Here is a 24080-nt window from a genome sequence, read left to right on the forward strand (position 1 = left end):
ATTCCCCAAATATCCCCACGTCCAACACCGAGTTGGTATCAAACCTATACCTGAAAGGTATGAAGATGGAATTACGGCACTTGCGCTACTTCGTTGCGGTCGCGGAGGAAAGGAACTTCACGCGGGCCGCCGCGCGCCTGCATATCGCGCAGCCGCCGTTGAGCCGGCAGATGCAGCAGCTGGAAGAAACCTTGGGCGTGGCGCTGATCGAAAAAGGGTCGCGGCCGCTGCGGCTGACGGAAGCGGGCGAGTTTTTCCTCGCCCATGCGCGGCCCCTGCTCGACCAGGTGCGGGACCTGCAGGCGATGACGCAGCGCGTGGGCAAGCTGGAACGCACGCTGTCGATCGGCTTCGTCGCCTCGACCCTGTATGGAGAATTGCCCGATATCGTGCACCGTTTTTGCGAGCGCCATCCCGAGGTCGACGTGACCCTGCATGAAATGACGACGGTGCAGCAGCTCAAGGCCCTGAAGGAAGGCCGCATCGACGTGGGTTTCGGGCGTTTGAAAAGCGAAGACCCCAGCATCCGCCGCATTCTGCTGCGCGAGGAGCGGCTGGTGGTGGCCCTGCCGCCCGGCCACCGGCTGGCCAAGGGCGAAGGCGGATTGCGCCTCACTGACCTGATCCACGAAACCCTGCTCGTGTATCCGAAAGCGCCCCGCCCCAGCTTTGCCGACCAGGTGCTGGCCATGTTCAGCGAAGGCAATGTCACGCCCGGCCCCGTCACGGAAGTGCGCGAGCTGCAGATTTCCATGGGACTGGTGGCGGCCGGCCAGGGCATTTCCATCGTGCCGGAAAGCGTGCAGGCCATGCATCACCGGAACGTCGTGTACCGCAAGCTGGACGACAAGCATGCGTTCTCGCCCATCTTATTCAGCATGCGGCATAGGGACCGCTCGCCGGAACTGGAAAACATCCTCGCCGCCGTGTACTCGATCTACGATGAACACGGCATCGCCCACGTCAAGGAAAGCCTGTAGCCCTCACTTTGACAGCGGCGCGTCGGCCAGCAATTCCGGGCGCAGCGCGCGGATGCGCAATTCCGTGAAATAGCCGCCCGCCTCGTTGTAGCGCAGGTAGTGGCGGCCGCAGTTCAGGCAGCGGGCCACCTGGCTCAGGTTCGCCGGATAGTAGCGCGGCGCGATGGGCGCATCGATGCTGTCATAGCGCGTGCCGTGCGGGTGGTACTCGGCAAACGTCGGCTCCTCGTACGGGTCTTCGCGCAGGGTGCCGACTTCTTCAAAGCGGTCCAGCTCCAGCGAGGTAGGCAGGCGCTGCCAGGCGTCGAGCGGGACGGCGCAGCAGCTGCATTTTTTGGTAATCGTGGCAGAAGCGATGGCCAGCGCGGACAAGGCGGGGAAATCGATGAATATCATGTTCAGCCATTGCAAATGGTGCGGCCTGTGGCAACGAGCCTGGCGGCGCCTTTCCATTCTAGCGGAATGCGTCTTTCAATGCCCCATGAAGTCATTCCACTTCGGCAGCAGCACGATGCTGTTCGGATTGAGCCCCTTGTTTTTCAGGGTGTCGACACTGCCCGCCACCGCCTCTTTTTTCATGTCGATGACGGTGATGCTGCCATCGCTCATGCCCGGCAGATTGAGCAGCGCGTTCTGCACGAAGGCATAGCGGCCATCCCTGGTAAACGCCACGTGGTGCGCGCCTTCGGCAGCGGGTATCGATTTCAATAGCCGTGGCTTGCCGATGCCGCCCGTCAGGTCGAAGATATGCAGGTGGCCCGGCTTGGCCGTCGTCAGGTACAGGCGCGTGGCGCCCTTGTTGAAATACAGTTCCAGCGGCACGCCCGCCTTTTGCTCGGCAAAGTCATGCACCTGCGCCGTGTCGAAATCCTTCGTTGTCGGATTCCACGTGGCCGTCCACACGGTGCCGCCGTACATATTGGCGACGTAGGCGACGGGTGGATTGCTGCCCGGGACGAACAGCACTTCGACCGGCGCTTCGCCCGACGGCGACGGTTTTTTCGACAGTTTGTGCGTGCCCAGCACCTTGCCCGTGCTCGTTTCCAGCACGCTGATCACTTCACCCGCGTCGCCCAGGTCCGTGGGGCGGATGGTGCTCGTCAACAGGGTGCGGTCGATGCCGTCGTGGACGGCCAGGCCATGCGGATAAGGCGCGGGCAGTTTGACGGTGCGCCCCGGCTTGTCGTGCACGGCGTCGCCTTCCAGCATCGCCTGCGATCCCATGCAGCTCAAGTACCAGCGCTTGTGGTCATCCGAAAAGACGATGTCCTCTCCCACCTGGCAAGTCGGCACCTCGACCACCTTGATCGGCAAGTCCTTGTGGCGCATGTCCATCACGCGCAGCTGCGTCTTGCCCAGCGCCGTGATGTAGGCCTTGCTCATGTCGTGGTTGTAGAAAATATGGTGCGCCACCAGGTCCGGCGGCAGGGCAATGTCGCGCACGATCTTGCCGAAGTTTTTCGACTCGGGATCGACGTCGATGATAGCGATGCCCTCCTTGCGCGAGGGCGGCGCGACGGGGCTTTTCAGCGACTTCAATGACTCGGGCGCCTTGCTCTCGTAATTGACCATGGCGAGGATTTCGGCCGACGCAGGCAACGCCGCCATGCATGCCGCCGCCAATGCCAACATCGCTTTTTTATTTGTCATCATCTCCCCTGCCTTTTCCAAGTGTGGTCGGATCCGCGCCGATCATTCTACGGCCGCACTTTTTCAAACTGGCGTTTTTTTTCAGATGGCCAATGATGGAAATCTTTCCTAAAATTTAAGCATGAAAAAAACTCCATTTAACCTTCCCCTCGCCGGCCTGGGCCTGGCCCTTTTCCTGTTGTGCATATCGGCGCAAAGCCAGTCGCAGAGCGGCCCGGCGGCTAGTGGGCCGTTGCCGCAACAGCGTATGGCACTGGCCATCGCGCAGCGAAAAATCGCCCCCAAGCCGCCGACGGTACGGGTCAAACAACACGAGACAATCACGCTCGATTGGACTACCGACGAAATAGTCAATATCCACTTGCATGGCTACGACCAGCTGCTGACGGTCAAGCCGGGCGAGACAAAAGCCATGCGCATCGACGCTGCGCTGCAGGGACGCTTCCCCGTTTCCGCACACGGCTATGGCGCGCAAACGGAGGGCAAGGGCAAGCAGCACAAGCATCACCGCGAGACGCCCCTGATGTACCTGGAAGTGCTGCCGCGATGATGCGGCGCGCCGCCGCTGCCGGCTTGCTGGTCGCGCCATGCCTCGTCCATGCACACGGTTTCGGCCAGCGCTACGATCTGCCCTTGCCGCTATGGCTGTACTTGATCGGTGCAGGACTGACCGTGGCGCTGTCGTTTGCCTTCCTGGCCCTGCGGCGCCGCGAGGATGCGGCGCCCTACATGGGAGACTATGCTCGCCTGCTCCTGCGGCGCATCCCCGGCGCGGGCGCCATCACCGTCGCACTGCGCCTGCTGGTACTGACCCTGTACCTGCTGGTCATCGTGGCAGGCCTGGTGGGCGTGCAGAACCCCGTGAAAAATATCGCGCCCGCCATGGTGTGGGCCATCTGGTGGGTGGGCATGGCTTACGTGTCGGCGCTGCTTGGCGACCTGTGGGCGCTGGTCAATCCGCTCGACAGCGTGGCGCGCGCGGCGCAGCAACTGTTTCCCCGCTGGCGCGCACCGCTGGCCTGGCCGCGCTGGCTCGACAGCTGGCCGGCGGCGGCCCTGTTCTTCTGTTTTATCTGGATGGAGCTGAACTGGGAAGGCAGCGAGCAGCCGGCCAGCCTGGCCTGGACCATGCTGCTGTATTCGGCCTGCACGTGGGCGGGCATGGCGCTGTTCGGCCGCGCCGCCTGGCTGCGCAATGCGGAAGTGTTCAGCGTCGTCTTCGGCCTGCTGGCGCGCTTCGCGCCCGTGACATTCCGCGACGGCGCCTGCTACGTGCGTCCGTACGCGGCGGGCTTGCTGACGGTGGAACCCGTGCGTCCCGCCTGCCTGGTGCTGGTGATCCTGATGCTGGCCTCCGTCAGTTTCGACGGCATGATGGAAACGCAAACGTGGTACGACATCGTCGACGCCGTCCTCGCCGTGGCGCCGGGCACGCTGGCATGGATCACCACGGCCGCCCTGCTGCTGATGCAGGCCTTGTTCCTGCTGGTGTTCCTGCTGTTTTGCGCGCTGATCGCCCGCTGCGGCGCCTGCGACAGCCAGCCGGCCCGGCCACTGCTGCGCGTGGCCGGGCACTTCGTGCTGACCCTGGTGCCGATCGCCATCGCCTACCATTTCGCCCACTACCTCTCCTTTCTGGCGATGGCGGGCCAGTACCTGATACCGCTGGCGTCGGACCCGCTGGGCCTGGGCTGGGACCTGTTCGGCACGCAACTGTACTTCATCCGCCTTGGCATCGTCGACGCCAAGGTGGTGTGGTACGTGTCGCTGTTCGCCATCGTCGCCGGCCATGTGGCGGCCGTCTGGCTGGCCCACGTCTGCGCGCGGCGCCTGTACGCCAGCCGCCGCGCGGCCCTGCGCAGCCAGTATCCGATGCTGGCCCTGATGATCGCCTACACCTTGCTCAGTCTCTGGATCATCGCGCAGCCCATCGTCGGCGGCTAACCCGTGCCAGAACCAGCTCCAGCAGCAGCAACATGCCGCCGGAAACGAGCAGCAGCGGCATCAGCGCGCACATGGCGGCTGCCGCCAGCCAGGCCAGCGCGGAAGGCGAGCTCCAGGCGCCCGGCAGCAGCTTGGGCAAACCCAGCGAGCCTGGCAAGCGGCGCTTGCAAAACATCACCCAGCCCGACACCAGCGAGAACAGCACGCTGGCGCCAAAGACCAGCAGCAAGGCCTGGTTCCACCAGCCGAATTCGCCGCGGTGAAACGGGATGCCGATGGCGGTGGCCTTGCCGAACGCCGTCTGCGCCTCCCAGCCCGCGTAATACAGGGGCTTGCCGCTGTAGGCGTCGAATTGCAGGTCGAAGCGCAAGGTGGGCTGGCTGCGGTCGGCCATGGTGGCGCGCCACACATCGTCCTGGCCGGCCGGCGCCGTCAGCTGCACGGCGATGGCGGGCGCATGGCTGCGCGCCACCCGCCACGCATCCTGCCAGTCGAGCGGAGCGCCCGCCTCGGTCGAATGCAAGCCGCGCGGCACAGGCGGCGGCGCCTGGCCGCTGACGTCGCGCAGCGCGCGGATGCGCGCGCCCGCCTGCTGGCTCCACGTCAGCCCCGTCGTCAGGATCACGCAGCTGACGATGCCGAGCGCCACGCCGAGAAAAGCATGCCACTGGCGCCAGCCATTGCGGCCCCGCGCGCCCCGCTTCGGCAAACCCGATTGCGCGCCGCGCGGCCACCACAACACCACGCCCGTCACCAGCATCACCATCAGCCAGCTGGCGGCCAGCTCGATCATCCAGCGCCAGCCATCGTTCTGCAGCAGGCGCGAATGCAGCTTTTTCGCCCAGTTGCCGAAACGCTCGCTGCTGGCCAGGCTGCCCAGCACGCGCGCATCATAGGGGTTCACATACACGACGATGGCTTGCGCGGGCAGGCCGAACTTCGGTTTGGCCGGCGCGGCATGCCCGCCATGGCCCGCATGTTCATCGTGCGCGCCACCGGGCGGCGCGAACGCCACCTGCACCGCATCGTCCTGCTGAAACGGCGGCACCACGTGCCGCACCGTCCAGCCACGCGGCGCGGCCCGCTCCGCTGCCGCCACGGCCGCGTCCAGCGGCAGCATGGACGCTTGCGGCGCCACATGATCGAGGTGCTGGTACAGCCTTGCCTCGATCTGCGGCGTAAACACATACAAAATGCCCGTCAGCGTGGCCACCAGCGCGAAGGGCGAGGCGATCAGCGCGGCCCAGAAATGGATGCGCCAGTACAGGCTTTTGCGGCGCGCGATGAGAAAGGTGAAATCGTCCATGGCCATCCTCACAGTGCGTTATAGGTATAGGACAGGCCCAGCATCACGCTGCGCGGCGCGCCGGGCGTGTACTGGTTCTGCGTATTGGCCGCGTAGCTGCCCGTGCCCGAGTAACTGCTGCTGGCCGAATCGGCATAGCGCTTGTCGGCGAGGTTGCGCACCTGCGCCCACGCTTCGAGCCCGCGCGCGATCTGGTAGCTGGCGCGCAGGTTGAGCAATGCGTGGCCCTTGTACTCCACCGTGTTGGCGTTGTTCATCCAGTAGCGACCCTGGTGCACGGCTTCGAGCCCGATACGCGCGCCCGCCACGGGCTTGTAGCCGATCTCGATCGAGGTGATGTCGCGCGGCGCCTGCGGCATGGCGCGGCCGCTGTAATCGAGGCTGGAGGATACCTGGTAGCGCAGGTAGCGGTGGCGCGCGATGGCCGTGGCGAAGCGCGCGTCGAACGGGCCGCTGTCGTAGTTCAGGCCCAGTTCCAGCCCTTCGCTGCGCGTGCGCCCCGCATTGCGGTTTTCGCTATTCCCCGGCGACACGGTATAGCTGACGATGGTGTCGCGCCCATCCAGCCGGTACAGGGCCGTATCGAGTTTCAGGCGGCCCTGCAAAAAAGCCCAGCGCAAGCCCAGCTCATAGTTGTTGTAGACGGACGGCTGCAAGTTGGCGATGCCCGTCTTGCCATACAGCTGGCTTACTTCGGGCGGCGTGAAGCCCTGGCTGACGTTTGCATACGCGCTGCCCGCATGGCCGATGGCGTAGGTGGCGCCCAGCTTCGGACTCACATGCGAAAAGCTGCGCGACTCGTCGGGCGCGCCGTAACTGGCGCTGCCGCCTGGCGCCAGCTTGTTATGGTAGTCGTAGCGGATGGCGTCCGAACGCCCGCCCAGCACCACGCGCGTGCCGGCCAGCGGAGAAAATTCCCACTGTGCGAAGACGGCCGTGTTCAGAATGTCCGTCTGGTAGTCGCGCACGCCCTGAGGATTGGACGCATTGGCCAGCGAGTAGCGCAGGTAGCGGCCCGTGGCCGCATCGCGCACGATGGACAGGTTATCGCTGACAAAGGGATTGTCGCTCTTGTCGACATACACGCCGGCGACGAGGCGCGAGCGCAGCCACGCGAATTCCTGCTGGTGCTTCACGTCCAGGCCCAGCGAATCGACGTGGTTGTTGTTGATGACGCCCTTGCACAACAGGCCCGCGCAGCCGCCGATGGAATACGCGGGAAGCTGCCCATGGTCGTTCTTGCGCGTAAACACGGTGACGGTGCTCGTGCCATTGGACGTCGTCTGCCCTTCCCACGCCAGATTCATGCGCGTGGTCCTGTCCTTGCGGTAGCTAAACGTGTTCAGGCTCTTGCCGGGATTGCGGCGGTAGTCGTTCTCGAACAGGCTGCCCGTCATGGCCGCATCGAGATCCGTATGGACGATGGTGGCGCGCAGCTGCGACGTGGGGCTGAGCGCATAGTCGGCGCGCAGCGAGAACGAATCCTTGTCGCCATAGCTGTACTCTTGCCAGTTGTCGCGCGAACGGCGCGAGCTGTAATGGGAAAACCGCAGTCCCAGCTGCCCCCAGGTATCGCTGGCGGCCGTGTCGTAGCGGGTGAATCCGCCCACGCTGTCGCGCCGTACGCCCACGCTTGCCGTCGGTGCCGCGCTGGCGCCGGCCGTGAGGAAATTGACGGCGCCGCCGATGGCATTGCTGCCGTACAGCGAGGAAGCGGCACCCTTCACCACTTCCACGCCGCTGGCTCCCGCCATGTTCATCTCGTTGAGAGAATTGTGGTTGAAGACGCCCAGCGGACGGATGGGAATGCCGTCTTCCAGGTACTGGTAGACGGCATTCGTGCCGATGGGCTGGCGGATGCTCATGCCGTGCTGCTCATTGCCCAGGTCATTCCAGTACACGCCGGCGATGCGGTTGAGGATATCGCCCATGGTCTTGGGCTTGTCGCGTTCCAGGGTTTTGGCATTGACGACACCGATCGCTTGCGGCGTTTCGGACAGCCACGATTGCGCGCGCGAGCCGGAAACGACGACCGTGTCGATGGCGTGGTCGGTTTGGTCAGGTTGCTGCGCCTGCGCGCAGGGGTAAGCCACGGTGATGGCGACAGCCAACACCAACAGTTTCTTGTTCATGTGATTCTCGTCTAAGTGTGCGGATGCGGCACGTCACACCGCAAGGTGGACGGCGCCAGCATTGAAAATGCAAAAACTCAGGCGAGAGCGGGCGGCGCGCGCGATTGCGCCGTGGACCAGATAAACAGCGGTGCGGGAGACTGGTAGTACAGGGACGGGAAAATGGCCGTGCCGCTGGCCACAAACAGCGGCAGCACGGGGCTGGCCGGCGGCAGGCCGACGGAACCCGCATGCGTGGAACAGAAGGCGCAATGCTCCATCTGCATGGCCTTGCCGCCGGATTTTTCATCGGCGGCGCCGCCATCGACCTGCACAAGCTGGACAAAACGGATACCGGCCACCGAGCAGATTTCCGCCCAGCCGGAGCCGGATTCCTGTTTGGCATTGGCGACGGCCTGGGAAATCGATGGCGCGAGCGCCGCCAGCAGGATCGCGAAACAGGCGATCCAGGCGGCAAAGCGGCGCGTGAACAAGGTCATTCCCATGGCCGCATTTTACCAGCGGCCGCCGGGACTGGGTAGCGGAAAGCGGCTCAGGCGGCCGGGCAGGCGGCGTTGCCACTGTCAAACGCGCGCACCACGCTTGCCGTATCGGCGGCGATGCGGTTCACGGCGCGGCGGTGGCCGAGCACCAGTTCATCGTAGCCGCCCCCCACCTTTTCATTGGCGATGGTGCGGCAGGTGACCACCTTGTTGCTGGCCAGCTGGCGCACGCTCCACACGGCGTCGATCAGCGCATACTGTCCCATCACCGACTCGAAACGCTGCACATTGGTGCTGATGCGGTACACGGGCAGCTTGTCCGGGTATGGCGTGCGGAACACATCGATGGCGCCCAGGTCGTTCGTCACGGCCGTGGACAGGGCCTGGCCGATCTCGCCGGCCAGCGGCCCCGCCCAGCGCTGCTGCTCCAGCAATTCGATGCGGCCCGACGGCGCCGTCACGACGAACTGGTTGCGGCTCACCTGCTGCGGCACGCTGACGGCCAGCACCTCGACATAGTATTTGACGGGCTTGGCCGGCTGCGCGTCGGCGCCGCCGCTCAGCGTATAGAAATGTTCGGGCTGGGGCGTGGAGCAGGCGCCCAGCAGGCTGGCCGCCAGCAGCGCGGAAAAAATCGGTTTCATCATTTTTTTTCATCTCCTTTTTTACCGCGGATCAGGGACTCGGGATGACGTTCCAGGTAATCCGACAGCGCGTTCAGCGATTGCAGGGTTTGCGTCAATTGCTGCAAGGCCTGGCGCACGTCCGACTGCAGCGGCGAATCCTTTTGCAGCACCTGTTCGGCCGAACCAAAAGTCTGCTTCGCCGCCGTCAGCGTATCGCGCATTTCCGGCACCACCTGGCCATCGAGCTGCTTGAACAGGGTATTGGCCTGCTTGATGGTGGCGTTCAGGTTATTGCCGATCTCCGCGTACGGCACCTGATCGAGCTTGCGGGCGATGCTGGCGATCTGCGTCTGCAATTCATCGAGGGTATTCGGTACGGTCGGCACTTCCAGCGGGTACCTGTTCGGATCGAGCGCCACCTTCGGCGCTTTCGGGAAGAAGTCGAGCGCGATGTACAGCTGGCTGGTCAGCAGGTTGCCCGTGCGTAGCTGGGCGCGCAAGCCACGGCTGACCATGCGTTCGAGCAGCTGGTGGCCGGCCGAGCCTTCCTCATCGTCGACGGCGGCCTTGAAGCGCATGCCCAGGCGGGCCGGGTACAGGTTGACGGTGACGGGCATGCGGAAGTTCTTCTTCACGGGATCGAACTCGATGCCCACCGAACGCACTTCGCCCAGCACGATGCCGCGGAAGTCCACCGTGGCGCCAGGCTGCAAGCCGCGCAGGGACTGGTCGAAATAGAACACGGTGGTGATCGCCTCGCCATCGGGCTCGCGCATGGCGCTGGCCTCATCGGCCGCCAGGCGGTAGTTGGTGCCGGCCGGCGCCGGTTCCACGGGCTTGCGGCCGTTTTCCGCCTCGAAGGCGATGCCGCCCACCAGCATGGCGGCCAGCGATTGCGTATTCAGTTTGAAGCCGTTCGAATCGAGGCGCACGTCGACGCCGCTGGCATGCCACCAGCGCGCATCCTTGCCGACAAACTGGTCGTAAGGCGCATTGACGAAGACCGACATGGTGATGCCGTTGCCATCCTTGTCCAGCGCGAAGCTGACCACCTTGCCCACGCGCAGGCGGTGGAAGAACAGGGGCGAACCCACGTCGACGGAGCCGAGGCTGTCCGCATGCAGCGTGTACAGCTTGCCCTTCTGGTCTCCCGCCACGGCGGGCGGGCTTTCCATGCCGGTGAAGCTCTCCTTTTTGGCTTCCGACTTGCCCGTGTCGACGCCGATGTAGGCGCCCGACAGCAAGGTGCCCAGCCCCGTCACGCCGCTGGCGCCGATCTGCGGGCGCACCACCCAGAAGCGCGAATCGGCGGTGGCGAAGCGGCGCGCTTCCTTGCTCATGTCGATCGTCACCAGCACCTTGCTCAAGTCCTCGCCCAGGGTAATGGCGCGCACCTGGCCGATATCGACATCCTTGTATTTGACCTTGGTCTTGCCCGGCTCCAGGCCTTCGGCGCTCTTGAAGCTGACCGTCACCGTGGGTCCCTGGTCGAGGATGGACTTGGCGGCCAGGCCGGCGCCGATCAGCGCGGCCAGCAGCGGAATGAGCCACACCAGCGACGGCAGCCAGCGGCTGGCCGGGTCCACATCGGGTTCGGGCAAAGGCCGTGCGCCGGTTTCGGCAAGGTCGCCCGTTTCTTTGTCAGCCATGCTGTTCTCCAATCACTGTATTGTTTCCGGTATTTTCTGCGCTGCTGCGTTTTTCATCCTCGGCCGCCTTGTCGTCCACGGGGTCCCAGATCAGGCGCGGGTCGAACTGCATCGCCGCCAGCATGGTCAGCACCACCACGGCGCCAAAGGCCAGCGCGCCGGGTCCGGCCGTGATCACGGCCAGCGACTTGAAGCGCACCAGCGCCACCGTCAGGGTGACGACAAAGATGTCGAGCATGGACCAGCGGCCGATGAATTCGACCATGCGGTACAAAATGGTGCGCTGGCGCGGCCGCCAGCGCGAACGCCGCTGCGCGGTAAATGCCAGCAGCGCCAGCACGCCCAGTTTCAGCATCGGCACGACCACGCTGGCGATGAAAATGATGATGGCCAGGCCCTTCGAGCCGCTGGTCCAGAACAGCACCACGCCGCTCATGATGGTGTCGTCCTGCGCACCGAACAGCGATTGCGTCACCATCACGGGCAGCAGGTTGGCGGGAATGTAGAGAATCATGGCGGCGATCAGCAAGGCCCAGGTGCGGTTGATGCTGTCCGGTTTGCGCACGTGCAGGGCCGTGCCGCAGCGCACGCACGCCAGGTGCTTGCCCCTGCCCAGAGGCGGCGCCACCAGGCCGCACGCATGGCAGGGCAGCACCTTCTCGCCCGGTGCAAAGGCCTTGTAGCGGATGCCGGGCAGCGCCTGGCGGGTCAGGTCGTCGCCCAGGTTCCACAGGGCCTTGGGGTCGAACGAGACGACGATGGCCAGCATCAGGGTCAGCGCGCCAAACGCGAACAGCCCCGGTTGCGGCAGCACCGTGGCCAGGCTGGTCATCTTGACGACGGTGATCAGGATCCCTATCATCAGCACCTCCGTCATGCCCCATTCGCGCGCCGTCTGCACGGCGCGCAGCACGCGGTTAAAGCCCGGCACCTTGACGCCGCCGCGCAAGCCCAGCGCCACATACAGCAGGGAACCGAGTTCGATGGCGGGAAAGAGGATGGTAAACAGGAAGACCATCGTCGCCACGATGTGCATCTGCTCGTACCACAGCACGCGGATGGAACCGAGCAAGGTGGCGCTGGACGTCAGGCCATTGACGTCGAGTTCGACGATGGGGAAAAACTGGGCGATCAGGAAGACGAAGGCGGCGCCCAGGGTCAGCGCCACTACCTTGGTCAATTCGGCCGATGCGCCCCGCGCGTGGGCGCCCCGGTACAGCACCGAGCGGCAACGGATGCAGCGCGCCTTTTCGCGGGGACGCAGCGGACGTTTGCGGTACAGCACGCCGCAGTCATGACAGCTAATCAGGTCGTATCGGTGCACAGTATGAAGTTTGCCGGCGCCCGAAGCGCGACTTTCCCATGTTAATGCCAGCCATCATGACAGAGTTGGCATTTTCCTGCACTACGGCACTATTCTTTTTTACTCCCGCGCAACAGCGCCTCCACGGCGCGGCCGATTTGCAGCACTTGACCGTCCGCGCCGGCCAGGCCGCAAATGCCCAGCCCCACGGGCAGCTCGCCTTCCGCATGGCACGGCAAGGACAGCGCGCAGCCGTCGAGGAAGTTGATCACGCTGGCGTTGCGCAGCACCAGCCCATTCGTGGCAAAGAAGGTGGCGTCATCCGATTCCAATGGCGCGACCTGCGGCGCGACGATGGCTACGCTGGGCATCAGCCAGGCGTCGTATGGCGCCAGGCGCTGCTTCGCGATGGCGATCAGGCGCGCACGCGCATCGAGCAAATCGATGTAGTCCGCCGCACCCTGCTGCTGGCCGCGGCGGATGCGCGCCGCCACGCGCTGGTCGTACTGCGCGCCCTTCTCTTCCAGCAGCTCCCTGTGCCAGTGCCAGGCTTCCGCCGCCACCAGCCCGCCGCCGCCATTGATACCCGGCAGTTCCAGCAATTCAGGGAAATCGAACGGCTCCACCAGGGCGCCCGCTTGCCGCAGCTTGTCCAGCGCCGCATCGAAAGCCTGCTGCACCTGCGGCTCCACGTGCGTACCGACGTAGTCAAGGGTAAAACCGAAGCGCAAGCCTTTCAATGCCGATGCCTGCGCGCCGATGTCATGGCCCGACAGCGCCGCATACAGAATGGCGCAGCAGTCGACGCTGTGGGCGATCGGGCCGGCAGAATCGAGGGAGCGCGACAGGGGCACCGTGCCGGCCAGCGGCACCGAAGCGGCCGTCGGCTTGAAACCGATCAAGCCGCAAAAGGCGGACGGGATGCGGATCGAGCCGCCCGTGTCCGTGCCCAGCGCGCCGGCCGCCATGTCCAGCGCCACCGTCACGGCGCCGCCCGAGGTGGAGCCGCCCGCCACTCTTTCGCCGTCCAGCGGATTGCGCGGCGTGCCGTAATGGGGATTCAAGCCCAGGCCGGAAAACGCGAATTCGCTCATGTTGGTGCGCCCAAGCAGAACGGCGCCGGCCGCGCGCAGGCGCGCCACGGCGCCCGCATCGGCCACGGCAGGCGGTGCATCGGCCAGCGCCAGCGAGGCGGCGCTGCTGGTTTGCCCCCTGACGTCGAACAGGTCCTTGATCGAGATGGGCACGCCGGCCAGCGGCGAGGCAACGATGCCGGCGGCGCGCGCCGCATCGCTGGCCCGCGCCTCCATCAGCGCCTGTTCGCCATCCAGGCTGACATAGGCATGGCCGCCCTGCGCCCGGTGCGCTTCGGCGCGCGCCAGCATCTGCTCTGTCAGCGCCACGCTGGTGATGCGGCCGGCGGCCAGGTCGGCCGCCAGTTCTCGGATGGTCTTGGTCATTGTTTTATCCTTCCACGGGCAGGGTTTGCACGGCATAGCGGTGCTGCAGGCAGCGCTGCAAGGCTGGATCATACAGCTCCAGCTCGAAAGCGTCGCCATGGCCCATCTCGCCGATGATCGGTTGCGTGCCGCAGAACATGGCGCTGCCCACGGGCAGGCTGGCCTGCCCCGTGTAGCGCTGAATCAGGTCTTCCGGCGACAGCATGCGCGTCACGGGGCCATCCTGGTACAGGGCCGGCACGCCGGCACGCTCGCGCCAGGAGCGCATCTGCAGCTGGTCCCAGTGGCCGGCTACGTCGGCATAGCGCCACAGAGTGTCGCCCACGGGCTTGCCGCACATCTGCTTCGATACCGTCACGCCATAGCTTTCCACCTTGCGGTCCGTATGATCGGAGCCGATGCCCACCAGCAGGCCGTATTCCGTGGAAAACAGCACGAATTCCGCTTCGCCGGACGAATCGCCGCCCGGCACTTCGATGGCGGCGTCACTCGATAGCAATGCCGCCGAGACCCTGTAAAACGTGGGCACGCTTTTCGGGCGCGCCACGCCGATGGCTTCCAGTTCGGCGATATGGTGTTCCACCATCGCCATGTCGCGGCCCGTCCAGCCGGCGATGATCAGGTGATCGATGTCGAAGGTAACGGGGCCGTGGCCAGCCAGTTGAAAACGCAATGTCGTCATGATTTTCCCTTATTCTTCCAATGGGCCGCGGCCCGTTTCGCGCGCCGCAAAAACGGCGGCGCCGGTGATCAGCAAGGCCGCCGCCACGTACAGCGAGACGGCCACGGTGCTGTTGTACGAACGGTACAGGCTGGCGATGACGAGCGGTGCGAAGCCGCCGCCGATGACGCCGGCCAGGGTGTAGGCCAGCGAGGAACCCGCATAGCGCACCTTGGTGGGGAACTGTTCGATGACGAAGGCCGCTTGCGGGCCGTACATGATGGCGTGGATGACCAGGCCCACGACGACGGCCGTGACGATGGCGGCCGGGTTGGCCGTGTCTAACAAGGTGAAGAAGGCAAATGCCCATACGAGGCCCAGGATGGCGCCCAGCGCATACACGGGGCGGCGGCCGATCTTGTCCGACAGCGCGCCAAAGACGGGCACCGCCAGCGCATTGCAGGCCGTGCCGACCATGATGGCGGTCAGCGCCAGGGTCGACGACAGGTGCAGCACCGTCGTCACATACGTCAGGGTGAACACCACCACCAGCGCATACAGCACGTCCGAGCCGATGCGCACGCCGCCGGCGATCAGCAGACGGCGCCAGTACACGCGCAGCACGTCGCCGATCGGCGCTTCCGCCTTCGCATCCTGCTGGTCGAGTTCCTTGAACAGCGGGGTTTCCTCGATGCCGCTGCGTATCCACATGCCGAACGCCACCAGCAGCAGGCTGGCGATGAACGGCATGCGCCAGCCCCAGTCCATGAACGCTTCATGCGGCAGCAGGTACGTGATCAGGCCGATGCAACCGGTCGCCAGCAAGGTGCCGAACGACGGTCCCACCTGCGTCCACGACGCGTTGCGGCCCCGCTTGTCCGGCGCCCCGTGTTCGACGGAGATCAGCACGGCGCCCGCCCATTCGCCACCGAGCGCAATGCCCTGCACGAAGCGCAGCGCCACCAGCAGGATGGGGCTCCAGATGCCGGCCGTCGCATACGTCGGCAAGAGGCCCATCAAGCCCGTCGTCACGCCCATCAGCATCAGGGTCACCACCAGCACCCAGCGCCGTCCCAGCTTGTCGCCCAAATGGCCGAAGATCACGCCGCCGATGGGGCGCGAAATATAGCCGACCGCATATGTGGAAAAGGCCAGGATGGTGCCCGTCAGCGGATCGAAGGAAGGGAAGAACAGGTGGTTGAAAATCAGCGCGGCCATGGTGTTGTAGACGGTGAAGTCATACCATTCCAGGGTCGTGCCAACCATGCTGGCCGTGGCCAGGCGGCCCGTCTTGGCCGTCGTGGCCTTCTCGCCCGGTGCCTGGGCTGCCGGATGCGCGGCGTTCGTATATGTGGTCATTGCCTACCTCTCTCGTCAGTTTTATTGCAGGCCCGGCGCAGGATGCTTTGCCCTGCGCCGTGGCCCGTGTCTCGTGTTATCGGTGCCGGCAAGATGCGCGCGGCCATGTCAGACAGCGCGCAGGTCCGCCTCGCGCAATTGCCAGGACAGTTGCAGGATGGCAGCCTGTTCCGCATCGAGTCCCAGCGCCGCGCTGGCGGCATCGGCGGCCGCCACGGCGGCGCTTTCGGACGATGCGTCGATCAGGAAGATCGGATCGAGCACGCGGCCCTCCGTCCGTTCCTCCGGCAGGGGGCCGGACAGATTGGCGTCGGGCGTGAGCAAGCGCGTGGCAATGACGCCGTCGATCTGCAGCAGCGTCGTTCCCAGCGTGGCCAAGCCGGCCACGGCTTGCGCGTCCTGGCCGATAGCTGGCGCGCCCAGACGCAACACGGCCAGCCAGGCGCCCGTGCCCATGCCCGTTTCCGCCTCGATGGCACATACACGGCGCATCGGGTCGACCATGCGCTGCAAGTTCGTCAGCGACCATGGCGTCTGCTGGCCGAAGGCCTTGAAGTAGTCGGGCGTCTGGAAGGCGCCCAGCGACACGGTGCGGTACAGGCCCAGGTATTTGCGCGGACCGCGCACGCTCTGGTAGCGCGTGCCGCTGACGAAGCCGGGAATGCGCACGCGCTCTTCCACGTGTTCGCGATCGTACCAGCGGTTGAAATCGCGTTCGTGCTCCGGGTCGGCGCTGGTCCAGACAAACAGGATGCCTGGCAAGGTGGGGGACGTCGTCATGATGGTTCCGTTCTGCGTTATGGGTGGTATGCCAACCCAGAATAGGTGGCACGCCATCACTTGGCAAACGGGTTATTCTGAACGCGACTGATAAGTTTTTCTTGTGGGTGAGGTCAACAATGTTGCCGGATTACGCGCCGGGAGGCTAATCCGACCTACGCCACCGCGTCAAGCTCCGTACTCCTCCGCGAGCCCCACGCTAAACCGTGCCGCCTCCTCGCACGCCAGCATGGCCACCAACTGGATCGCTTCCGTGGTGATGTCTTCGCTGTAGCTGATGACGATGCGCTGCGGCGCCAGGCTGCTGGTGCAGGGAATCAGGGCGATGTGGCCCTGCTCGATTTCCTCGCGCAGGGGCGCCAGCGGCAGCACGGCGATGCCGAAGCCCGCTTTGACCAGGCGCACGATGGCGGAGATCGAGCTGACGCAATGGACGCGCCCCAGCTGCACGCCCTCGTCCTGGCACAGCGCTTTCAATGCTGAATGCGGCTGCGAGCCGCGGTTCATGGTGATGATCGGATGCTGCGCCAGTTGCGCCACCGTGAACGGCACGCCCGTATCGGGCCAGTCGGCGGCCCTGCCGGCCCAGCCCATGGCGATGGCGCCGCTGCCCGTGCTGCGGATATGGTCGCCCGTCAGCATGTCCGTCTGCAGCGCGATATCGAGCTCGCCCTGCTGCAGCTGTTCGTGCAGGCGGCGCGTCGATTCCGACGTCAGCTGAATCTCGATACCCGGATAGCGCTCCTGCACGCGCTGCAGGAACGGAATCAGCCAGGTATGCACGATGGTTTCGATGACGCCGATGCGCACTTCGCCCGTGATCAGCGCGGGCGAGGAATTGGCCGCGTACATGTCGCGGCACAGTTCCAGCATGCGCTCGGCGTACACGAGCAGATTGCGCCCGGCAAAAGTCAGGCGGATTTCACGCGCGTCGCGGTCGAACAGACGCGTGCCGAAGTCCTGCTCCAGCGAGGCGATGCGGTTCGAGATGGCCGCCTGCGTGATGTGCAGCTTGTCGGCCGCCGTGCGAAAGCTGCCCAGCCGCGCAGCCCAGACAAACGCTTCGAGAAAACGGGTATTCAATGGGGCTCTTCTTCACAGGTTGAGTGTCCGCCCCATTGTAAGCCAAAGCGCCCGGTCTATTTCTCGCCCAGGAAGTCGAGCAAGGTCAAGGCGACGATCTTGCTAGCCTTGCGCAAATCGTCGAGCGCCAGACGCTCGTCGGCCTTCTTCGCGTTCGACTCGGGCACCGTGCGCGGGCCGGCGCCATACAGCACGGCAGGAATGCCCCGCTCGCCATACAGGCGCGCATCCGCATACAGCGGCGTGCCGACGGCGGGAATGGTCTCGCCCAGAATCGCTTGCGCGTTTTTCTGCAGGCTGCCGACCAGCTGTTCGGAACCGGGCAAGGGCCGCAGCGCGTGCGACAGCAGCAGGCGGCGGATCTCGATACGGATGCCCGGCTCGCCGCGCACGGCGTCCTCGATCAGCGCGCGCACCTGCGCCTCCACCGCCACCGGGTCTTCTTCGGGAATCATGCGGCGGTCCATCTTCATGACGACCTTGCCCGGTACCACATTGGTATTCGTGCCGCCGTCAATGCGGCCCACCAGCATGGTGGGCGAGTCGATGCCGGCGACTTTCGATTTGATCTTTTTCAGCTCCGGCAGCTGGCCATAGATCGCATTGAGGATCTTGTTGGCCGCCTGCAGCGCGTCGTGCCCCGTCTCCGGCATCGAGCCGTGGCCCGACTTGCCGTGCACGGTGATTTCCAGCTGCAGGCAGGCGTTGTGCGCCGTGACGATGCCGTAGCTGAAACCGGCGGCGATGACGAAATCGGGCTGCGTCAGCTGCTGTTCCAGCAGCCAGCCCGGCCCCAGCAAGCCGCCGAATTCCTCGTCATACGTGAAATGCAGTTCCAGCTGGCCTTTGAGCGGAATGCCCAGCACCTCCAGGGCGCGCGCGGCAAACACATAGGTGGCGAAGTCGCCTTTCGACACGGCCGTCGCGCGGCCATAGATATAGCCGCCGTCGATCTGCCCGCCGTACGGCGGATACGTCCAGTTGTCGCCGGGCGGCACCACGTCGCCATGCGCATTCAGGGCCACGGTCGGCCCGCCTGCGCCGTATGGCCGGCGCACGATCAGGTTGGTGATGCTCTGCATGCCATACGCCTCGACCTGGTCCGCCGGCACGGCGTGCTTTTCCGCGTTCCAGCCATACGCCTGCAGCAGTTGCGCCACCAGATCCGCATGGGGCGCGTTATTACCGGGCGGCGTATCCGTCGGCTGCTGCACCACCTTCTGTAAAAATGCGACTTCCTCGTCGAAGTGTTCGTCGATCCAGGCCGTGATTTTTTCTGCGTGCGTAGTCATTTTGCTCCTTGCATGGTCTGTTGCAGCCAGGCGCCAAGCTCGCTGCGCTCGGCCTCCGTCATATTCGTCAGGTTCCCGATCGGCATGGCTTTCAGCTCGATGGCCTGCTTGTAGATTTGCGCCGCGTGCTGGCGTATTTCCGTTTCATTATCGAGCATCATGCCGGCCGGCGCCGTGGCGAAGCCGGGCTGCGTGGGCTGGGCCGAATGACAGGTGGCACAACGCTGGGTGATGATGGCATGCACGGCCTTGAACTGCGCGGCCGGGTCCACCGCGGCCACGGTGGCTACCGGCGCTGGCGCCTTCGGTGCGATGGCGACGGCCACGGCCACCAGCAAGGCCACGCCGAGAGCCGGATAACGCCACTCGACACGCCCCTTGTGGCGCAGGTTGAAGAAGTGGCGAATGAAGACGCCGGCCGCCATGATCAGCGCCAGCACCAGCCACGCGTGGTCGTTCCGGTAGGTCATCGCGTAGTGGTTGCTGATCATGATGAACAGCACGGGCAAGGTAAAATAATTGTTATGCACGCTGCGCTGTTTGGCCTTCAAGCCGTGCTTGGGATCGGGCAGTTTGCCGGCCGCCATGGCCTCGACCATCTTGCGCTGGCCGGGAATGATCAGCATCAGCACATTGGCCACCATGATGGTGCCGATCATGGCGCCCACGTGGATGTAGGCGGCGCGCCCGCTGAGCAAATGCGTGAGCACATAGGCGGCGCCGACGATCAGCGCGAACACCGTCACGCCGAACCACAGTTCAAATTGCGCCAGCTTCGAGCGGCACAGCAAATCGTACACGGTCCAGCCGATGACGAGGGTGGCGATGCCGATGCCGACGGCCTGGCCGCTGGAGATGTCCGCCACGGCCTTGTCGATCATCATGGCCTGGGCATTGAAATAATAGGCGATGGTCAGCAGCGCGAAACCGGACAGCCACGTGGAATACGCTTCCCACTTGAACCAGTGCAGTTCCTTCGGCAGTTCGGCCGGCGCCACCAGGTATTTTTGCGGGTTGTAGAAGCCGCCGCCATGCACGGCCCACAATTCCCCCGACACGCCCTTCTTCGCCAGTTCGGAGCCGGGCGCGGGCGGACGTATGGAATTGTCGAGCCAGACGAAATAGAAGGAAGCACCGATCCAGGCGATGCCCGTGATGACGTGCAGCCAGCGGACGATCAGGTTCAGCCACTCAAGGCCGTACGGGATCAGGTAGGCAAATACTTCCATAAATTTCCTCTAGTCAGACCGAACCAATATTCGTGCCAATCTACACAAGATAAACGGATTTACCGCCCATCACATGAAAAATATCGTATATTTGACATATTCAAATCGATATACAACAGAGCCGCCGCCACATGTCCAGCCTGCCGCAACACCTCGACCTGCACCTGATCCGCATCCTCTACCTGCTGCTGGTGGAAAAGAATGTCTCGCGCGTGGCATTGAAGCTCAATCAGCCGCAGCCCTCGATTTCCGCCTCCTTGCGCAAGCTGCGCGAACTCACAGGCGACCCGCTGCTGGTGCGCGGCGCGCGCGGCATGGTGCCGACCCAGCATGGCGAAAGCCTGCTCAATCCAGCCAAGCGCATCCTCGACCAGACGGAAAGCCTGTTCGTCAAGAAGACGCCGTTCGTGGCGCAGGAAGAGGCGCGCACCTTCCATATCGCCGCACCCGACTACCTGGACAGCCAGTTCCTGCCCAACGTGGTGGCCCTGCTGCGCCGCGGCTCGCCGAAAAGCCGCGTCGTGCTGCATAGCCTGGGGCCGGGCATCGACCATATCCGCCAGCTGTCCGATGGTGGCCTGGACCTGGTCATCGCCAACTGGGACGAGCCGCCCGCGCACCTGCACATCTCGAAGCTGTTCGAGGACCCCATCATCTGCGCCATGCATGCGGAAAACGCCTATGCGCGGCGCACGGCCAGCGACGCGATGACCCTCGACGATTATCTGAGCCTGCCCCATGTGGCGCCGTCGCAGATGATGCCCGGCTACCACGGCGTGATCGATTCCTTCCTCGAACGGCAAAACCTGCAGCGCAACGTGGTGGTGGAATCCGCGTATTTCGGGTTGATTCCCTACATGCTGACGCAGACGGACCTGGTGCTCACCACGGGCCGGCAATTCATGCGCTTCTATGAAAAGACCCTGCCGCTGAAAACGTACACTGTGCCCCTGAAATTCCCGCCGATGCGCTTTTACCAGCTGTGGCACCAGCGCGTGCACCAGGCGCCCGAGCACAAATGGTTGCGCGACCAGGTCAGCGCGGCGGCCAAGGCGCTGGTGCAGCGATAGCCGCTATCAGCGCGCGCATATAATGGACGCAGAACGGGGCGCTATCATCACCGCTTGCATGATCGGAAAACCATGACCACCCTTTCAGACCTGAACGCCGGCAGCCAGGCCGATTTTATCGCGCACCTGCATGGCATCTACGAACATTCGCCCTGGATCGCCCAGCGCGCGGCCGCCGCCCGGCCGTTTGCCAGCCTGACGGCCCTCAAGACGGAGCTGCAGCGCGTGCTGGCGCAAGCCTCGCCCGAAGAGCAGCTGGGGCTGATACGCGCCCACCCGGAGCTGGCCGGCAAGGCCGCCATCGCCGGGCAGCTGACGGCGGAATCGACGCGCGAACAGGCCAAGTCCGGCCTGAACCTGTGCAGCGCCGACGAATTCGCCACCCTGCAGCGCCTCAATAGCGACTACAACGCCAAGTTCGGCTTTCCCTTCATCCTGGCCGTCAAGGGCCCGACGGGCGAAGGCTTGACGCGCCAGGACATCATCACAACGTTTGCGCGGCGCCTGAAAAACCGCCGCGCCGACGAACTGGCCGAATCGCTGCGGCAGATCAAGCGCATCGCCGAGCTGCGGCTGAACGAGCTGTTCGACGTGCGCCTGGAGTTCGGCCCGGCCATCATGCAGCAGGCGGAAACCCTGGCCGGCTGGAGCGACAGCGATTACAACCTGACCTGCGCTTACCTGACGCCGGCGCACCAGAAAACGGCCGCACAACTGGCCGACTGGATGCGGAACGCGGGCATGCAGGTGCACATCGACGCCGTCGGCAATGTCGTCGGCCGCTATCTGTCCGATATCCCCGGCGCGAAGACCCTGATGACGGGATCGCACTACGACACGGTGCGCAATGGCGGCAAGTACGACGGCCGGCTTGGCATCGTGCTGCCGATCGCCGTCGTGCGCCACCTGCATGAACGGGGTGAAAAACTGCCGTTTCATTTCGAGGTCGTCGGCTTCGCCGAAGAAGAAGGCGTGCGCTTCAAGAGCACGTTTTTGGGCAGCACGGCCATCACGGGCAAGTTCGACGTATCGCTGCTGGAACAGCTTGACGCGGACGGCGTGAGCATGCGCGACGCACTGGCCGCCGCCGGCCACGAGGCGGGCGCCATCGGCGCCATCGCGCGCGACCCGGCCGGCTTGCTCGGCTATGTGGAAGTGCATATCGAGCAAGGACCCGTGCTGCTCGAGCGCGACCTGCCGCTGGGGATCGTCACGGCGATTGCCGGCAGCTCGCGCTACCTGGTCAATCTTGGCGGCGTGGCCAGCCACGCGGGCACCACGCCCATGACCATGCGCAAGGACGCGGCCAGCGCGGCCGCCGAAATCATCCTGCTGGTGGAACAGCGCTGCAGCCAGGGCGACGCGCTGGTGGGTACCGTGGGCCAGCTGCACGTGCCCAACGGCTCCGTCAACGTGATCGCGGGTGCCTGCACCCTGTCGCTCGATATCCGTGCAGCCGTTGACGCCGTGCGCCAGAGCGCCGTCGACGATATTCTCGATGGCATTGCCGCCATCTGCGCGCGGCGCCAGATCGACTACCAGCTGGAACTGCTGCTGTCGGCGCGTGCGGCGCCGTGCGCACCGTGGCTGATGGCGCAGCTGGCGCAAGCCGTGGAATCGGTCGGCATCGAACCGTATGCGCTGCTGTCGGGCGCCGGCCACGACGCCATGGCCATGGCCGCCATCACCGACGTGGCCATGCTGTTTACCCGCTGCGGCAATGGCGGCATCAGCCACAACCCGCTGGAAACCATGACGGCGGACGACGCCGACATCGCGGCGCGCGCGCTGCTGGCGTTTTTGCGCGGCTTCCAGCCGAAGCCATAAGGTTATACCGCCACGGCCCGCTCCAGCATCGCGTGCAGCAGCACGTTGCAGCCCGCTTCCAGGTGCTCGGGCTTGGCGTCCTCGATTTCATTGTGGCTGATGCCATCCTTGCACGGCACGAAGATCATGCCGGCCGGCGCCAGCCGAGCCGCATAGATGGCGTCGTGGCCGGCGCCGGAGACCACATCCATCACGGAGTAGCCGAGTTTTTCAGTGGCGTTGCGCACGGCGCCCACGCAGTCGGGGTGGAACGGGCATGGCGGGTAGTAGGACACCCTTTCCAGCGAAATGCCCAGGCCCGTCCTGTCGCGCGTGGCGTCGATGAAGGCCGTGATCTCGCCATGCATGGTGTTGAGCAGTTCGTCGTTCACATTGCGCAGGTCGATGCTGAATTTGACTTCGCCGGGGATCACGTTGCGGCTGTTCGGGAACACCTGCACCATGCCCACCGTGCCGCGCCCATATGGCGGGTAGCGGTTGGCAATCGCCACCACTTCCTGCATGATGGTGGTGGCCACCTGCAGCGCATCCTTGCGCAAGCCCATGGGCGTGGGACCCGCATGCGCTTCCATGCCCGTCACCACGCAGTCGTACCACGACAGGCCCATCACGGCAGGCACCACGCCAATCACCTTGTCCGCGTCTTCCAGCACGGGGCCCTGTTCGATATGCGTTTCAAAGTAGGTGCCAATCGGATGGTCGCCCGGCACCTGCTCGCCCTTGTATCCGATGCGCGCCAGCTCCTCGCCCACGGTTTTGCCTTCCGTGTCCTTGGCCGCATACGCGGTCTCCAGCGAGAAGGCGCCGCAAAATACGCCGGAACCCATCATCACGGGCACGAAGCGCGAGCCTTCCTCGTTGGTCCAGAACGCCACTTCGATGGGCGCCCGCGTCTTGATGTGTAAATCGTTCAGGGTGCGCACCACTTCCAGGCCGGCCAGCACGCCGTAGTTGCCATCGAACTTGCCGCCAGTCGGTTGCGTGTCGATATGGCTGCCCGTCATCACGGGCGGCAAAGTGTTGTCGGTGCCGTCGCGGCGCATGAAGACATTGCCGATCTGGTCGATCGTGATGCTCATGCCCGCTTCACGGCCCCAGCCCACCACGAGGTCGCGTCCCTGCTTGTCCAGGTCCGTCAGGGCCAGGCGCTTGACACCGCCCTTCGCTGTCGCGCCGATCTGCGCCAGTTCCATCAGGGCCGCCCACAAGCGTTCGCCATTGATACGCAATGCATCCATCGTCAACTC

General features: G+C 64.8%; 22 protein-coding genes. 6 read left to right on the top strand and 16 right to left on the bottom strand.

Going from position 1 to position 24080, the window contains the following annotated elements; genetic code table 11:
* The first annotated feature begins 65 nt into the window (after positions 1–65).
* Positions 66–980 carry a LysR family transcriptional regulator gene (locus IGS55_RS07565; protein WP_046685653.1) on the top strand — a complete coding sequence of 305 codons (915 nt, stop codon included), beginning with the start codon at positions 66–68 and terminating at the stop codon, positions 978–980.
* Between the two features lie 3 nt (positions 981–983).
* Here the strand turns inward: IGS55_RS07565 and IGS55_RS07570 are convergent, their stop codons facing one another.
* Both IGS55_RS07570 and IGS55_RS07575 read right to left on the bottom strand, forming a co-directional pair.
* Entirely contained in the window at positions 984–1376 is a 393-nt protein-coding gene (locus IGS55_RS07570; protein ID WP_230515716.1) for a hypothetical protein, read from the bottom strand.
* A gap of 75 nt (positions 1377–1451) precedes the next feature.
* Entirely contained in the window at positions 1452–2588 is a 1137-nt protein-coding gene (locus tag IGS55_RS07575) for a YncE family protein (RefSeq protein WP_230515717.1), read from the bottom strand.
* Here IGS55_RS07575 and IGS55_RS07580 point away from each other — a divergent pair.
* The 3 genes from IGS55_RS07580 (at position 2587) to IGS55_RS07590 (ending at position 4574) form a co-directional block, all read left to right on the top strand.
* Positions 2587–2742, top strand: coding sequence for a hypothetical protein (locus tag IGS55_RS07580; protein ID WP_230515718.1), 156 nt, complete (start codon positions 2587–2589; stop codon positions 2740–2742). The two genes, IGS55_RS07575 and IGS55_RS07580, sit on opposite strands and share 2 nt — an antisense overlap.
* 135 nt (positions 2743–2877) lie before the next feature.
* The gene (locus IGS55_RS07585) at positions 2878–3180 is read left to right on the top strand and encodes a hypothetical protein (protein ID WP_230515719.1); all 303 of its coding nucleotides are present in this window, start codon (positions 2878–2880) and stop codon (positions 3178–3180) included.
* Positions 3177–4574, top strand: coding sequence for a hypothetical protein (locus IGS55_RS07590; RefSeq protein ID WP_230515720.1), 1398 nt, complete (start codon positions 3177–3179; stop codon positions 4572–4574). Before IGS55_RS07585 ends, IGS55_RS07590 begins: the two co-directional genes overlap by 4 nt.
* Here the strand turns inward: IGS55_RS07590 and IGS55_RS07595 are convergent.
* From IGS55_RS07595 to IGS55_RS07655, 13 genes are all read right to left on the bottom strand, one after another.
* A complete protein-coding gene (locus tag IGS55_RS07595) occupies positions 4546–5880 on the bottom strand; it encodes a PepSY-associated TM helix domain-containing protein (protein ID WP_230515721.1) in 1335 nt (444 codons plus the stop codon). The genes IGS55_RS07590 and IGS55_RS07595 overlap by 29 nt on opposite strands.
* Before the next feature lie 8 nt (positions 5881–5888).
* The gene (locus IGS55_RS07600) at positions 5889–8012 is read right to left on the bottom strand and encodes a TonB-dependent receptor family protein (protein ID WP_230515722.1); all 2124 of its coding nucleotides are present in this window, start codon (positions 8010–8012) and stop codon (positions 5889–5891) included.
* Positions 8013–8089: 77 nt separating this feature from the next.
* On the bottom strand, positions 8090–8491 hold the full coding sequence (locus IGS55_RS07605; RefSeq protein ID WP_230537172.1) for a DUF2946 domain-containing protein: 402 nt from the start codon (positions 8489–8491) through the stop codon (positions 8090–8092).
* Positions 8492–8544: 53 nt separating this feature from the next.
* Positions 8545–9141: a PqiC family protein gene (locus IGS55_RS07610; RefSeq protein ID WP_230515724.1), complete on the bottom strand. Its 597-nt coding sequence runs from the start codon at positions 9139–9141 to the stop codon at positions 8545–8547.
* Positions 9138–10769, bottom strand: coding sequence for a PqiB family protein (locus IGS55_RS07615; protein ID WP_230515725.1), 1632 nt, complete (start codon positions 10767–10769; stop codon positions 9138–9140). Before IGS55_RS07615 ends, IGS55_RS07610 begins: the two co-directional genes overlap by 4 nt.
* Entirely contained in the window at positions 10762–12054 is a 1293-nt protein-coding gene (locus IGS55_RS07620) for a paraquat-inducible protein A (RefSeq protein WP_442908149.1), read from the bottom strand. The genes IGS55_RS07615 and IGS55_RS07620 overlap by 8 nt, the downstream gene beginning before the upstream one ends.
* A gap of 128 nt (positions 12055–12182) precedes the next feature.
* Positions 12183–13532: an amidase gene (locus IGS55_RS07625; RefSeq protein WP_230515727.1), complete on the bottom strand. Its 1350-nt coding sequence runs from the start codon at positions 13530–13532 to the stop codon at positions 12183–12185.
* A gap of 4 nt (positions 13533–13536) precedes the next feature.
* Positions 13537–14214: a DUF2848 domain-containing protein gene (locus tag IGS55_RS07630; RefSeq protein WP_230515728.1), complete on the bottom strand. Its 678-nt coding sequence runs from the start codon at positions 14212–14214 to the stop codon at positions 13537–13539.
* Positions 14215–14223: 9 nt separating this feature from the next.
* The gene (locus IGS55_RS07635; RefSeq protein WP_230515729.1) at positions 14224–15552 is read right to left on the bottom strand and encodes an MFS transporter; all 1329 of its coding nucleotides are present in this window, start codon (positions 15550–15552) and stop codon (positions 14224–14226) included.
* A gap of 108 nt (positions 15553–15660) precedes the next feature.
* Entirely contained in the window at positions 15661–16332 is a 672-nt protein-coding gene (locus IGS55_RS07640; RefSeq protein ID WP_230515730.1) for a DUF4286 family protein, read from the bottom strand.
* A gap of 168 nt (positions 16333–16500) precedes the next feature.
* Positions 16501–17415 carry a LysR family transcriptional regulator gene (locus tag IGS55_RS07645; protein WP_070303404.1) on the bottom strand — a complete coding sequence of 305 codons (915 nt, stop codon included), beginning with the start codon at positions 17413–17415 and terminating at the stop codon, positions 16501–16503.
* 56 nt (positions 17416–17471) lie between these two features.
* Positions 17472–18707, bottom strand: a complete 1236-nt coding sequence (locus IGS55_RS07650; protein ID WP_230515731.1) for a M20/M25/M40 family metallo-hydrolase — start codon at positions 18705–18707, stop codon at positions 17472–17474.
* Positions 18704–19936, bottom strand: a complete 1233-nt coding sequence (locus tag IGS55_RS07655) for a urate hydroxylase PuuD (protein ID WP_230515732.1) — start codon at positions 19934–19936, stop codon at positions 18704–18706. The genes IGS55_RS07650 and IGS55_RS07655 overlap by 4 nt, the downstream gene beginning before the upstream one ends.
* A 131-nt stretch (positions 19937–20067) precedes the next feature.
* On the opposite strand from IGS55_RS07655, the gene IGS55_RS07660 reads away from it, so the two are divergent.
* Both IGS55_RS07660 and IGS55_RS07665 read left to right on the top strand, forming a co-directional pair.
* Positions 20068–21006, top strand: coding sequence for a LysR family transcriptional regulator (locus tag IGS55_RS07660; protein WP_034754583.1), 939 nt, complete (start codon positions 20068–20070; stop codon positions 21004–21006).
* A 72-nt stretch (positions 21007–21078) separates the two neighbouring features.
* Positions 21079–22833 carry an allantoate amidohydrolase gene (locus tag IGS55_RS07665; protein WP_230515733.1) on the top strand — a complete coding sequence of 585 codons (1755 nt, stop codon included), beginning with the start codon at positions 21079–21081 and terminating at the stop codon, positions 22831–22833.
* 2 nt (positions 22834–22835) lie between these two features.
* Here the strand turns inward: IGS55_RS07665 and IGS55_RS07670 are convergent, their stop codons facing one another.
* Entirely contained in the window at positions 22836–24071 is a 1236-nt protein-coding gene (locus IGS55_RS07670; protein ID WP_230515734.1) for a Zn-dependent hydrolase, read from the bottom strand.
* Positions 24072–24080 lie beyond the last annotated feature (9 nt).

Source organism: Janthinobacterium sp. EB271-G4-3-2, assembly GCF_020858035.1.
Taxonomy (GTDB): domain Bacteria; phylum Pseudomonadota; class Gammaproteobacteria; order Burkholderiales; family Burkholderiaceae_D; genus Janthinobacterium; species Janthinobacterium aestuarii.